This is a genomic window from Niastella vici (assembly GCF_002077945.1).
Lineage (GTDB): Bacteria > Bacteroidota > Bacteroidia > Chitinophagales > Chitinophagaceae > Niastella > Niastella vici.
Genome location: NZ_LVYD01000059.1, coordinates 13,797 through 26,994 on the forward strand (window position 1 = coordinate 13,797; position 13,198 = coordinate 26,994).

General features: G+C 46.1%; 12 protein-coding genes. 3 read left to right on the plus strand and 9 right to left on the minus strand.

Annotated elements, in window-relative coordinates; all coding sequences use genetic code 11:
- Positions 1-2: 2 nt before the first annotated feature.
- The 6 genes from truB to A3860_RS27220 all read right to left on the minus strand — a co-directional run bounded on the left by truB (position 3) and on the right by A3860_RS27220 (position 6,338).
- Positions 3-698 carry a tRNA pseudouridine(55) synthase TruB gene (gene truB / locus A3860_RS27195; RefSeq protein WP_081152383.1) on the minus strand — a complete coding sequence of 232 codons (696 nt, stop codon included), beginning with the start codon at positions 696-698 and terminating at the stop codon, positions 3-5.
- A 77-nt stretch (positions 699-775) separates the two neighbouring features.
- Entirely contained in the window at positions 776-2,122 is a 1,347-nt protein-coding gene (locus A3860_RS27200) for a DUF58 domain-containing protein (RefSeq protein WP_081152386.1), read from the minus strand.
- A gap of 154 nt (positions 2,123-2,276) precedes the next feature.
- Positions 2,277-3,251 carry an AAA family ATPase gene (locus tag A3860_RS27205; RefSeq protein ID WP_081152389.1) on the minus strand — a complete coding sequence of 325 codons (975 nt, stop codon included), beginning with the start codon at positions 3,249-3,251 and terminating at the stop codon, positions 2,277-2,279.
- Between the two features lie 3 nt (positions 3,252-3,254).
- Positions 3,255-4,517, minus strand: coding sequence for a DUF4350 domain-containing protein (locus tag A3860_RS27210; RefSeq protein WP_143774283.1), 1,263 nt, complete (start codon positions 4,515-4,517; stop codon positions 3,255-3,257).
- Positions 4,514-5,353 (minus strand): DUF4129 domain-containing protein, encoded by an 840-nt coding sequence (locus tag A3860_RS27215; protein WP_143774284.1) that lies wholly within the window; start codon positions 5,351-5,353, stop codon positions 4,514-4,516. Before A3860_RS27215 ends, A3860_RS27210 begins: the two co-directional genes overlap by 4 nt.
- 16 nt (positions 5,354-5,369) lie before the next feature.
- Positions 5,370-6,338 (minus strand): stage II sporulation protein M, encoded by a 969-nt coding sequence (locus A3860_RS27220; protein ID WP_081152398.1) that lies wholly within the window; start codon positions 6,336-6,338, stop codon positions 5,370-5,372.
- A gap of 257 nt (positions 6,339-6,595) precedes the next feature.
- On the opposite strand from A3860_RS27220, the gene A3860_RS27225 reads away from it, so the two are divergent.
- A complete protein-coding gene (locus A3860_RS27225; RefSeq protein WP_081152401.1) occupies positions 6,596-7,360 on the plus strand; it encodes an RDD family protein in 765 nt (254 codons plus the stop codon).
- A 108-nt stretch (positions 7,361-7,468) separates the two neighbouring features.
- On the opposite strand, the gene A3860_RS27230 is transcribed toward A3860_RS27225, so the two are convergent.
- The 3 genes from A3860_RS27230 to proS form a co-directional block, all read right to left on the minus strand.
- On the minus strand, positions 7,469-7,951 hold the full coding sequence (locus tag A3860_RS27230) for a DUF5362 family protein (RefSeq protein WP_081152404.1): 483 nt from the start codon (positions 7,949-7,951) through the stop codon (positions 7,469-7,471).
- Positions 7,952-8,115: 164 nt separating this feature from the next.
- A complete protein-coding gene (locus tag A3860_RS27235; RefSeq protein WP_081152407.1) occupies positions 8,116-8,580 on the minus strand; it encodes a DUF5362 family protein in 465 nt (154 codons plus the stop codon).
- 148 nt (positions 8,581-8,728) lie between these two features.
- Positions 8,729-10,207: a proline--tRNA ligase gene (gene proS, locus A3860_RS27240; protein ID WP_081152410.1), complete on the minus strand. Its 1,479-nt coding sequence runs from the start codon at positions 10,205-10,207 to the stop codon at positions 8,729-8,731.
- A gap of 205 nt (positions 10,208-10,412) precedes the next feature.
- Here proS and A3860_RS27245 point away from each other — a divergent pair, with 205 nt between their 5' ends.
- Together A3860_RS27245 and A3860_RS27250 are read left to right on the plus strand one after the other, a co-directional pair.
- A complete protein-coding gene (locus A3860_RS27245) occupies positions 10,413-11,228 on the plus strand; it encodes a hypothetical protein (protein ID WP_081152413.1) in 816 nt (271 codons plus the stop codon).
- A 207-nt stretch (positions 11,229-11,435) separates the two neighbouring features.
- The gene (locus A3860_RS27250; RefSeq protein WP_081152416.1) at positions 11,436-12,977 is read left to right on the plus strand and encodes an OmpP1/FadL family transporter; all 1,542 of its coding nucleotides are present in this window, start codon (positions 11,436-11,438) and stop codon (positions 12,975-12,977) included.
- The last annotated feature ends 221 nt before the right edge of the window (positions 12,978-13,198 follow it).

Here is a 13,198-nt window from a genome sequence, read left to right on the forward strand (position 1 = left end):
TCTTATCCCTCATTTTTCATTTCCTTTACCCATTCCAGCGCCCGTTCCATCGTCATCGATTGGTCAAGGGTAAATGCCCCGATTCGCGTACGGCAAAGGCTGCTGAGATAGGCTCCGCAACCTGCGGTCCTGCCCACATCATTGGCCAAACTGCGAATATACGTGCCGGTTGAACAAACTACCCTGAAATGAACAACGGGCAGCTCAATAGCCGTGAACTCAAATTCTTTTATTACGATCCTGCGGGGTTCCAGCTCAATGGTTTGGCCTTTACGGGCCAGCTCATACACCCGTTTGCCATCTTTTTTTATGGCCGAATGCATGGGTGGAACCTGCAACTGCTCGCCCGTAAACTGTTGGGCAATGGCTTGCAATTGTTCGCGTGTAATGGTGCTGTAATCCTTCAAATCCTGCGGTTCACTTTCGAGGTCGTAGGTGGGTGTGGTGGCGCCAAAGGTAATAGTGCCGGTATATTCTTTTTCCTGCGCCATGTATTCATTGATGCGCTTGGTGAATTTACCGGTGCATAAAATAAGCAAACCGGTGGCCAGCGGATCGAGGGTACCGGCATGCCCAACCTTCTTTATTTTAATAGTATTCCGGATCTTTCGAACAACGTCAAAGGAAGTCCACTCAAGCGGTTTATTGATCAATAAAACCTGTCCTTCCTCAAAAAAATTTATAGGCGCCTGTTGCATTTGGCGCGAAGCTAATTTAAAAATGCGAGCATTTAAACTTACGGATCCGAAACCTGCCCACCCGTCGCTTCTGCAGATCAGATCGCCTGTCGCGCCTTCAATTCTAAATATTTGTTAACAGTATTCACCGTAAGGTTTTGCGGCGCGGTTAAAATGGTGAAAATGCCGTGTTGCTGCAGTTCTTTTACGATCAAACGCTTTTCATACACAAACTTTTCGGCAATGGTTTTTGTATACAGCGTTTCAATATCTTCTGCGGGCTCGTCGGTAAGCTGGCGCAGTTCGGTATTCTCGAAAAACACCACCAGCACCAGGTGATTACGGGCAATATGGCGTATATAGGGCAATTGCCGTTGCAAACCCGATAACGATTCAAAATTGGTGAACAACACAATGAGGCTGCGTTGTGAAATGCGTGTACGGATATGCGCATACAGCTTTTCAAAATCACTTTCCAGGAATTTTGTCTGCTGATTGTACAGCGTTTCCAGAATGCTGCCCATTTGCGCGGCCTTGCGGTCGGCCGGTAAAAAATGACCGATATTCTCGGCAAAAGTTACCAGTCCGGCGCGGTCCTGCTTTATTAACGCCACTCTTGATAATATCAATGTGGCATTGATGGCATAATCGAGCAGGGTCATGCCTTCGAATGGCATCTTCATCACCCGGCCTTTATCAATAACACAATACACCTGCTGGCTGCGTTCATCGGTATAATTATTTACCATCAGCTGCCCGCCCTTGCGCGCGGTAGCCTTCCAGTTTAAACTGCGAATGTCATCGCCCGTAACATATTCCTTGATCTGTTCAAACTCAAGGCTATGCCCTAATTTCCTGATCTTGCGGCTGCCCGCCTCGGCCAGGTTATTGGAATAGGCCATTAATTCAAACTGACGCAGGGGTAAATATGAAGGCAGCACTTTTACCATTTGTTCGCCTTCGTTCTTTATACGGCGCACTACCAGTCCCAACGGGCTTTTTACAAACACATTGGTATCGTTAAAAATGTATTCACCCCGTTCAACCGGACGCAGGTTGTATTCGATGTTTTTGGTTTCTTCACTGTTCAGCACACCGCTTACCGAGAAATCGCGTTGCTGAAACTGCACAGGTATTTCATCGATGACCTTTATCTGTATGCGGAAATGGAACAGGTTGGTAATGCTGAGTTGTACTTTATTGATATCGCCATTGCTGAACCGGTCGCTTACGATCCGTTCAATGTTCAGACCTTCCTTACGCAGGAAAACCAATGAAAAATCAAGCAATACCATGGCCACAAAGAACCACAGGCTCACCTGGGCCACCGGGTACAGCACGGGCCAGTTGTACGACAGCACATACAATAATATAACGGCCACGAACGACCAGTAAAAACGCCGGCCGAAGTAAAGTGGTAATATGTATCTTTTGTAAAACTTCATTCTTTCGTGAATCGTAAATGGTCAATCATGAATGTTGCTGTTCCCGGTTACCGGATCCCGGTTGCCGGGTCCCTAAATTTCAGCATTCCCACCAATAATCAAGCTGTCCTTGTTTTCAGTCCTGGTAACTGGTACCCGGCAACTGGTAACTGATTTACCTCGGCACCTCAATACTTGTTACAATCTGTTGAATAACATCATCGGTAGACGCCCCCTCCATTTCTTTTTCAGGCGTTAACACAATACGGTGACGTAGCACCGGCGGAATAATGTGAATGATATCATCGGGCGTAACGAAATCGCGGCCCCGCATGGAAGCCAGCGCTTTGGCGCCATTCAAAATACCGATCGATGCACGTGGTGAAGCGCCCAGGTAAATTGATTTGTGGTTACGCGTATTGGCTACGATGGTGGTAATAAAATTGATCAGCTTTTCTTCCACATGAATGGTACGTACCTGGTTGCGCAGCTCCTGTATTTGCGCGGCCGACAGCACCGTTGTTACCTTGCCGATCATTTCGTTCAGGTTTTGCTGGTGATGCTGCAGCACAATGCGGAACTCCTGTTCGGCAGAAGGATACGAAACATTTATCTTGAACAGAAAGCGGTCTAACTGCGCTTCGGGCAGGTGATAGGTTCCCTCCTGTTCAATGGGGTTTTGCGTAGCCACCACCATGAACGGGCTCGATAACAGGTACGAATGACCGTCAACAGTTACCTGCCGTTCTTCCATCACTTCAAACAACGCCGCCTGGGTTTTGGCCGGGGCGCGGTTGATTTCATCAATAAGCACGATATTACTGAAGATGGGTCCTTTATTGAACTGAAAGGTAGAATCCTTGGGGTTGAATATAGAAGTACCAATTACGTCACTGGGCATCAGATCGGGGGTGAACTGGATACGTGAAAAACCAACCGAAATGCTTTTGCTCAGCAATTTGGCAGTAAGGGTTTTGGCCACGCCCGGCACACCTTCAATAAGAACATGTCCGTCGGCTAATACGGCGGCCAGCAATAGTTCCACCATTTGTTCCTGCCCAACGATCACTTTGCCAATTTCCAGTTTTAAGGTGTGTACCGATTGTTGCAATGTGCTGAGATCGGTCCTGACATCGAAAAAGTTTTCCATGTATTATGCGTATTTATAAAAATGCTCCAATTTACGGTTCAGTTCAAGCAATCCTTCCTCGCTTACCTCAGGCTCATCCTGCAACATATTCATGTAATACAGCAGGTCTTTAATAGCGTTGCTATCGTACCCGGTTTTCCAGGCCAGCCGTTTTTCAAATTCCGGATCATTGAGCGAGGCGCGTATGCCGTATTTGCTGCGCACATGGTCCTGAAAATGCACGGTCATCTTTTGCGCCAGGTTCTTGTTATCGCGCCGCTGAAAATACAGGCGGCCAATGGTCTTTACAAAATCAACCGAGGCGTTCTTCAACGGCTGAATGACCGGTATAATGCGTTGTTTGCGTTTGCTTTCAAATGCATAAATGAATGCCATCAGTAACAGCAATAACCACATAGCCTTTGAAAGGCCCGGTTGTTTGCCAAGCCAGCTGCCGGCGCCAAAAAGCCCCTTCCCCTCTTTTTCGCTGCCATGGTCACCGCCCGAAGTATGGTACCTGAAATATTCATCCCACCGCACCACTTCGCTGTTCTTTGGCAGGTAGGATAATACGTTATCGTAATAGGCCTTGTTATTCTTGTGTAATAAAAAGAAATTGGAAAACGCTACCGGCGCCAGGTGAATGAATAAAGAGCCGCCGCCTTCATAATTGAACTGTACAAAATTGGGCCGGCCATATTGATCTTTCCCCAATACTGCTGCAATAGATGAATCAACCGACACAAAATAATTATCCAGTGCAAAACCGGGATATGAGAACGCCAGGGAATCGTTGGTCTCGGGGTTATTGACACTCACCGTCAATGAATCATCAGTATTATAAGCGCTGGTATAAAATGCCGTTTTTAAATGCAGGCTGTCGAGCAGCGTTTCACCAATGCGCAAAGAAGAAATAAAAACATGTTGCCCCCTGGCTACCATGCCCAGTATGGCGGCCACCTCATCGTCATCGGGTATTACCTGCGTTGACACAATGATATTAGTGGTTTTTTCATCGTCATACGTCACGCTATCGGCATCATCGGTCAGGTTCTTTAAGCTATAAGACTTATACCTGTCGGGCGACCGTTTGTTGATCACCACAGAGGCGCCGGGAAAAATAGACTGCAGGTTCTCATATGCGTAATAGGTACCATAGGGTATTTTATCACTGCGCCAAAGCGTTACCCGCTTATTCAGGCTTTTTCTTCCCGAACCGCAACCGGCTATAAGACCAGCCAACACCACCAGCCCAATCAAAAAACGATATCGTATTATTAGTTTCAAGGATTCACTGCGTTGTAAAAGTGGTTGAAATTTTTTTGTACTATTTCAAACTGTTCTTCTGTAACTGAAAACTCACCATACCACATATAATCATATACCCGGGTAAGAAAACCAAATTCGGTGGCCAGCTTATGCCCGCTCATCTGACTTACATATTCGTGGTTTGTACCATCGGCATGATAGCGGATCCATTGTTTATCGTTCAGCCGCTGCAAAGCTTTCAGGTACATAAACCGCACTGCCAGGCGATGTTCTTTGGCAGCCACCGCTTTTTGTATTTTTTCATCGAGGTTATCGTCTGCAATATCGATTGCTTCATCCGATTCTGTAGCTTTCGCTTTTTTGCCGCTATAGAACAGGAACAGCTTGTTCACAACGATTATGCGGTATATAACAAACAGGAAAAACGCGATCAGGATGCCATAGGTAATGGTCCTGATGGTTTTACCGGCAAAGAAACCATTAAAGTAATCCCAGAAACTTTTATTGTTGCTGCTTGAACGGGTCTCGGCCTGGCGCTCCTGTTCATGGGCCCAGTATTCGGGATCGTTGGCATAGGCAAAATCTTTCTGCTTTTGCAAACTGTTCACCGTAGAATCGGGCACCTTGCGCAACTCGGGTGGATTATTAAGCACCGTACGGATCTTTTCACCATAATCTTCTTCTTTGCTATCTGCAACGGGCGCATCTTCAACCGTGACCGTTGTATCAACAACAGGGTCATCAACCTGCGCATGTATCAATGGTGAACAGGAAAGCAGGGCAACCAGGCACAGCACCAACCTGAAGGTTTTTGCGGTGGGATACAATGACCGGTATGAAGCGAAATAATTCATTAATTGGGCAAATAATTTATTCAACGGCTTTTTCGGCTTTTGTTTTACGTTGTACCTGTATGGGATACCATACAAAATACCACATAATGAAAGAAAAGGAGGCGGCCAGTATCAGGATGCTTACCCAACGGGGCATGGAGGAGTATGAATACCGGGTAACAAACCCTTCGAGGAAGGCAGCTACCAATAATATAGGGACCAGTGCGATCATTAATTTCAACCCGTCCTTTGCACCATGCATCAGGGAATGCAACCGTTTATGCGAACCGGGGAACAGAATGCTGTTCCCTACAATTAAACCGGCGGCGCCCGATAAAATAATGGCCGAGATCTCCAGCGTACCATGTATCCAGATCACCAGCACCGATGGCCAGCCCAGGTTCTTGGCAAAAAAATAATATTGAAAAGAACCTACCATCACACCATTAATGAACAATTCATATACACTGCCCAGGCCCAGGAATAAACCCCATACAAATACCTGGAACGAAATATAAATATTGTTCAACGCAATGTACGCGAACATACTGGCCGGGTTACTTTGCTTGTACACGCCAAACGGATCGCCCTTGCTGATATTATCTTCGGTCATTTCAACATACCCATCGCCCAATACGCCCCGCACAAATGTTTCATCATGGGCGGCCGAAAAAGCCGCCATGATCGCAAAACCGATAAAAATGAGAAAGGCGTACAGGATCTCCCGGTGGTGTTTGCGAACAGTAAGTGGTAATTCCGTTTTGAAAAAACGGCCAATACGGGAGGTTTCTTCCCGCTTATTCTTGTAAATATTCAGGTAAATGCGTGAAGCGAGGTCGTTCAGGTACTGTGTTACCTTGCTGTGCGGATAAAAAGTTTTGGAATAACCAAGGTCATTAACCAGCTCGGTGAACTCCTGCGCCATCTCATCAGGGTCGGTGCTTGCTTCATATTGGTACTTCCTCCACTTATCAATATTTTTCTTTATAAATAGTCCTTCTCTCACTCAGACGTATTTTTATTGTTTCAAATCTACCTAATTCAGGCCCAAAATAAATGGCAGAAGTAAATATAATAGTAAAATTTCGAACGTTATAACGTAAGGAGACACAATTATTGTATATAACACATTACAAGTAAATAATATAGCGTTCCAGGTTGCAGGATTCAGGTTTCAGGGCCGGAATTTGGAAATCCCCCTGTAACTTGTAACTTGTAACCTGTAACTCAGCGTTCACCAGCGTAAAGGCTGTAATAAATAATATGCTGCTCGTAAAATTAGATACCGGTTTTAATATTGAAGTGGAATTTGCCCTCAGTCCGTTCCACCGCCGCTTTTTTGCCTGGATAATCGATGTTACCATACAGGGTACCTACCTGTGGCTGGGTACCAAGTTCCTGAATGCCATTGCGGGGTTCAGTTGGGACAATGAGATCTGGCCCGTGGTGCTGTTCATGCTGCCGTTCATTTTTTATCACCTGATCTCCGAGATCATGATGAACGGACAAAGCGTTGGTAAAATGGCCATGCAAATAAAAGTGATGACAATACAGGGCGGACAACCGTCTGTGAGCCAGTACCTCATTCGCTGGTTGTTCCGCATTGTTGATTTTCCCATTTTGCTGTTGCTGGGAACGCTGAGCGGTTATTCAACCTGGTGGGTGGTGTTGTTCCTATTTGCCGGTTTAATTTGCACCATTGCAACCCCCAAATCGCAACGGTTGGGCGACCTGGTGGCGGGCACCATTTTAATTGATCTCAAGAACCGTACTTCGTGGCAGGATACCGTGTTCACCGAAGTTGAAAGTACCTATCAGCCGCGCTATCCACAGGTGATGCAGTTGAGCGACCGCGATATTAATACGCTGAAGAATATTATTGAAACCGTTAAGAAACGGAACGATTACGACCTCTCGCTCAAGATCGCCGACCGCATTCAATCAAAACTTAAAATGCACAGCGACCAGGATTCGCTGGAGTTTTTGCAAACGCTATTGAAGGATTATAACTACTATTCTACGAACTAGAATACAGCCTGTTTAATTTCTGATTTAGAGATTTTGAGATTTGGGGATTTTATTATGTTCAGCATTTTTATAGATCTCAAAATCCCGAAATCCCGAAATCTGAAATATCTACCGCATCATCGACGCTACCGAAACCACCACAACGGTGCCCAGCAGGTAGAACGATAAGAACACAATGGTGAGAATACCTACAAATTTGAAACAGGATTTCAGGTTGTTGAATGCAGCGTTCAAATTGGTTTGATCGTTATTGCGCAACGCCGATTGCATTTTATTCGAAAAGTTAAACAGGTACAAACAGGGGAAAAAGTATAAGAGGGCTATTACAATCCATATTACAGAAAAGAGAGTCCCACCAAAGCCCACGGAACTACTCAATACATCAGAATTACCCAGGCGCGAGAAACTGGAGAATATGTTTCCTGCAAATAAAGCCAAAATGATTAACACGCCAGACGCAACAAACCCTACTATCGACAAAAATTTGGCCCAGCGGGCCGTTTCGCCCAGGTAACTGATGCTTAGGTGATCAACCTGCAATTCAAACAAATTATCACGGCCCCCCGCAGCGGCCTGATTGTATGGTTCCATTTTCAGTGTTTTTTGATTGATGATGTATACCGTGCCGTATACAAGTTACTGAAAATGGGGCGGAACTAATGGGGAGTTATGGGGAATGGAAGCTCAAAGAAATTATTTTCGGGCAGGTTATCCATACCCGAAAATAATAAGGGATTATGATATCTCCGAATGAATTAAAACATGGAATTACGGCTCGCCAACATGACCATGGCTATGATCACGATCACATAAATAGCCAGGATCACGATCGTAAAAATGCCTACGAACTTAAAATATGATTTCAGGTTTTTGAAGGCAGTTGTCATTGAGTACTGATCATCAGTACGCAGGGCCAGCTTCATTTTGTTCGAAAATTTGAACAGGTATAAACAGGGAAAAAAGCATAATGAAAGAAGACCGATCATTACCACAACAGCTCCTGACTGTTGCCAAAAGGGCGTGTAAAAAGATTCGTAAGAAGAACGGGCGAACAAAGAGATCAACAGACCTAAGGTTCCTAACCCCGTAAATACAAAACCAACAATTGACAAAAATTTACTCCAGCGGGCCACCTCATTTAAATAGGAGTTATTTTCATGGTCGATCTGAAGTCCGGAAAAAAGGTCCTGGGTTGGTGCAGTTTGATTTAAGGTTTCCATTAATAAAGGAATTTGGGTTTAACAATGAATAAAAGCGACAAAATACAAAACATCCCGGCATAAACAAATTGAGCATTGGGTGCGGCAATAAGCCGCCTGCCAATGCTCAATGATCAATATTTCTTATTCCGCCGGGGCAGAACCTGTTTTAATAAGCCTGTGCAAACAGCACGCGTTGCTTCGCGGGTTTGCCCGAGAAAACACAAACGCCTTCCTCCTGCGCATTGTTCAATGGTATGCAGCGGATGGTTGCTTTCGTTTTCTCTTTAATGGCATCTTCTGTTTCGGCAGTGCCATCCCAGAAGGCAGAAATAAACCCGCCCTTTTCATTCAGGGTGCTTACAAATTCATCCCAGGTATTTACGGTAGTGATGTGTTCATCACGATAAGCCTGCGCTTTGTTATAAATGGCTTGCTGAATATCGGCGAGCAGTTGTACAATACGCTCAGGCAATCCGTCCATCGATACACTTTGTTTTTCCCTGGTATCGCGGCGGGCCAGCTCTACGGTATTGTTCTCCAGATCTCTTAAACCTAAAGCAATGCGAACCGGAACGCCTTTCAATTCATACTCAGCAAACTTCCAGCCGGGACGGGCATTGTCGTTATCGTCGTATTTTACACGTATGCCCAGCGCTTTCAGCTGTTTTACCAGCTCCAGCACTTTCACATCTATTTTGGCTTTTTGTTCTTCCCCTTTATAAATAGGCACGATCACCACCTGGTGCGGTGCAATTTTGGGAGGAAGGATCAACCCATCGTCATCACTGTGCGCCATTACCAGGGCGCCAATAAGGCGGGTGCTTACGCCCCAACTGGTGGCCCATACATAATCGAGCTTATTATCTTTATCACTGAACTTTACATCAAAGGCTTTGGCAAAATTCTGACCCAGAAAATGCGAAGTACCGGCCTGCAGGGCTTTGCCATCCTGCATCAGGGCTTCAATGCAATAGGTATCTACCGCCCCGGCAAAACGTTCATTTTCGGTTTTCACTCCTTTTATCACGGGCAATGCCATCCAGTTCTCCACAAAATCGGCATATACGTTCAGCATTTGCACGGCTTCGGCCACAGCTTCCTGGGCGGTTGCATGCGCGGTATGGCCTTCCTGCCATAAAAACTCGGCCGTACGCAGGAACAGGCGGGTGCGCATTTCCCAACGAACTACGTTGGCCCATTGGTTTATGAGCAAAGGCAGGTCGCGGTACGATTGGATCCAGTTTTTGTAGGTCTTCCAGATAATGGCCTCACTGGTGGGGCGAACCACCAGCTCTTCTTCCAGTTTGGCCTCGGGATCAACCATGAGGGCGCCCTTTTTGGAAGGATCGGCTTTTAACCGGTAATGGGTAACCACCGCACATTCCTTGGCAAAGCCTTCGGCATTTTTTTCCTCGGCCTCAAACAGGCTTTTGGGCACAAACAGCGGGAAATAGGCATTCACGTGCCCGGTATCCTTGAACATTTTGTCAAGGGCATCGCGCATGTTCTCCCAAAGGGAAAACCCATAAGGTTTTATTACCATACAGCCTCTTACATCGGTATAATCGGCCAGGCCACCTTTAATAACCAAATCGTTGTACCATTGCGAATAATCTGTGCTTCGGCTGGTGATCTCTTTGCTCATGTTTTAGTTTTTATAATCCGGAGGTCAGTTTCTGTATTCCGGCTTCAGATCGGCAATTTCCTGCTTTCGTCCTCATTATCAGGCGATTTATCGATAAATTTTAACAATCGCCTTGCAATAATTTCCTGGCAGGGCCTGTCTTTTTATTGTAACTTTAATTCGGAAAAACGCAAAAGTAGCACTCTATAACGTTAAAACCATTACTATGAGGTTTCGAAATATACTTCCTGCTTTGCTAGCGATAGCTTCCTTATCCAGTTGTTCGGTATACCGCACCCAACAAACTCCGGATGATGTGTACTATTCACCGGGCCGTACAGCATCGGATGATTCGTACGTAACTGTTGACAACAACAGAAAAGGCCGCAGCTATGGCCGCTATGACAATAGCAACCCCGACGACAATTACCTGCGCATGCGGCAGTATGGAAGCCGGTGGAACACCTTCGATAGTTATAACGACTGGCAATATAATGGCGGGTATTATGGCGCTTACAGCCCATATACGCCCTATGGCTTTAGCAGCCCCTACTCCTATTCTTATTATGGTTACGGCCCGTACGCTTACTATAATCCATGGTCGTTCAATTCTTACTGGAACAGTTATTACTACTGGAACAGCTATTACAACCCGTATTGTACCACCGTTATTGTAGGCAGCCCCAAAGACAACCCGGCAGTATACAGGTCAGTGCGCCAGTTTAACCTGAATGCCTACACCAATAATTTGAATTATAACAACCGCAATACCAGCAATGGCGGCAGACCAATATACTCGTCGTCGAATGGCCGGTATAACACCAGCAACAGCAATTATAACAGCAACTCATCGGGCGGTTTGCACCGGAGCACCGACAGCTATTACACGCCTTCGCGCTCCAACAACACCCCTACTTATCAACCTTCTTCACAGCCTGTAAGGTCGTATAACCCCTCTTCATCGGGCGGTTCATATGGCGGCAGCAGTGGTGGAAGTAGTGGCGGTAGCAGCGGTGGCAGCAGACCAAGCCGGGGTCATTAACCGGCAACCGGCCAACCGGCTGGCAAATGAATAAGAAATATAATAGTCCTTAAAAAACAATATTGGATTATATCCCTGTAGGCGACTACGTTTAACTACAGTAATAAATGCTTTTTTTAACGGTAAACATGAAATGAACGGTGTACTACCTCGCAACGCGTCGTTAACCGTTTTACGTTTCAGGTTTGCCGTTTTTAATAATTGCATATGAAGAACACCCTCACTATAGCACTTTTTTTATCGATTGGCATTCAGGCGGTGGCTCAGGTACCCGAAGATGTACTGCGTTTGAGCTGGCATGCGCCATCAGGAACAGCCCGTAACCAGGCCATCGGCGGCGCCGGCGGTTCCCTGGGCGGCGAAATAACATCCATGTTTATTAACCCTGCCGGTTTGGGCTTTTATAAAGTGAGCGAAATTGTACTCACGCCCGGTTTTACGCTGGCACACAGCACCGGCGAATACCGGGGAACCGAAGCCAGCAGCGACCATGTTAACCGGTTCAATATAAGCACCAGCGGCTTTGTTTCGGCCACCAGCGATCCCGGCAGTAAATGGGTAAGCAAGGCTTTCAGCATTGCAGTTAACCGCACGGCCAATTTCAACAATACAACCTATTACAAAGGCAATAACGACCACAGCTCCTATTCAGAACAATTTGCAGATGAGTTTTCGCAATCGGGCGTTGCCATCAATGATGTACGGTACAGCCCCTATTTGTCGCTGGGTACCAAAATGGCCATTTACACCTACCTCATCGATACCGCCACTATAGGCGGTTCACTGCAGGTGGTAGGCCGGCCCGAATACCTGAATTCGGTTAACCAGGAGCAAAAGACAACCACCCGGGGCGGTATTACCGAACTGGCCATTGGTTTTGCCGGCAACAACCAGGATAAATTCTATATCGGCGGTAGCGTGGGCGTGCCCATTGTAAAGTATGAAAGAAGGCTTACGTTCACCGAGAGTGACCCAAACAAGGATGTTACCAATAACTTCGGCTTTTCGCGGTACGAAGAAAAATTAACGACCACGGGTGTTGGGTTGAACGCCAAGCTGGGCATCATATTCAAACCTGTTCCCAACGTGCGGGCCGGTGTTGCCATTCACACCCCTACGCTCTATGGGCTGAAAGATAAATTATGGACCAAGATGGTGACCGATGTAGAAAAGCTGTTTGGTCCCAATGATCCCGGGGTCGACAGCATCACCTCTGATTATTACGGGCGGGAACCCATTTATAAATACAACCTCAGCACACCCTGGAAATTCATAGTGAGCGGCACCTACATCATTAATGCAGTGGAAGATGTTACCCAGCAGGTAGGATTTATTACCGCAGATGCCGAGTATGTAACGTATGGCTCATCACGGCTCAGTTCTGCCGAAGACAATGCCAATGATGATTCGTATTACGAAGGCGTGAACAAAGTGGTAAAACAAATGTATAAAAGCGCCTTTAACTTCAGGGTAGGCGGCGAATTGAAGCTCAATCCATTTATGGTGCGGCTGGGTTATGCCCATTATGGCAATCCCTACGAAGATGAAGTATTAAAGGCCGGCAAGCACGTGCTTAGTGGCGGCCTCGGCTATCGCGATAAAGGGGTCTTCATTGATCTTACATATGTGCACACGATCATCAATGATGTGAATTTCCCTTACCGGGTAGCACCACCCAAACAAAACACTTATGCTGATCTTAAAAGCCAGATAGGGCAAATATTGCTCACATTTGGCTTCAAGTTATAACCGGCTTGCGTTAACGATTTTTTTGTTACCACGTCTGCCTTTTCCATCAACTAGTAACAAAAGGAAACCCTCCCGGCTCGCGGGAGGGTCTTTTTTTTAAAGGGTGTAACCATCGCCTTTTCCTTCACTGTTTTCAGGGTTGCTACGGATTAAAATACGGACTATTAAATTCGCCTTTTTTTCTTTGCTTCGTGGTGTAAAGATGGTTATAAGAAATGCGG

What these genes read in the sequence shown, in the direction of transcription:
- A3860_RS27230 (WP_081152404.1), bottom strand. Translation starts at nt 7,951, where the DNA reads ATGGAACCATACAATCAGGCCGCTGCGGGGGGCCGTGATAATTTGTTT.
- A3860_RS27250 (WP_081152416.1), top strand. Translation starts at nt 11,436, where the DNA reads ATGAAGAACACCCTCACTATAGCACTTTTTTTATCGATTGGCATTCAG.
- truB (WP_081152383.1), bottom strand. Translation starts at nt 698, where the DNA reads ATGCAACAGGCGCCTATAAATTTTTTTGAGGAAGGACAGGTTTTATTG.
- A3860_RS27235 (WP_081152407.1), bottom strand. Translation starts at nt 8,580, where the DNA reads ATGGAAACCTTAAATCAAACTGCACCAACCCAGGACCTTTTTTCCGGA.
- proS (WP_081152410.1), bottom strand. Translation starts at nt 10,207, where the DNA reads ATGAGCAAAGAGATCACCAGCCGAAGCACAGATTATTCGCAATGGTAC.
- A3860_RS27205 (WP_081152389.1), bottom strand. Translation starts at nt 3,251, where the DNA reads ATGGAAAACTTTTTCGATGTCAGGACCGATCTCAGCACATTGCAACAA.
- A3860_RS27200 (WP_081152386.1), bottom strand. Translation starts at nt 2,122, where the DNA reads ATGAAGTTTTACAAAAGATACATATTACCACTTTACTTCGGCCGGCGT.
- A3860_RS27225 (WP_081152401.1), top strand. Translation starts at nt 6,596, where the DNA reads ATGCTGCTCGTAAAATTAGATACCGGTTTTAATATTGAAGTGGAATTT.
- A3860_RS27215 (WP_143774284.1), bottom strand. Translation starts at nt 5,353, where the DNA reads ATGAATTATTTCGCTTCATACCGGTCATTGTATCCCACCGCAAAAACC.
- A3860_RS27245 (WP_081152413.1), top strand. Translation starts at nt 10,413, where the DNA reads ATGAGGTTTCGAAATATACTTCCTGCTTTGCTAGCGATAGCTTCCTTA.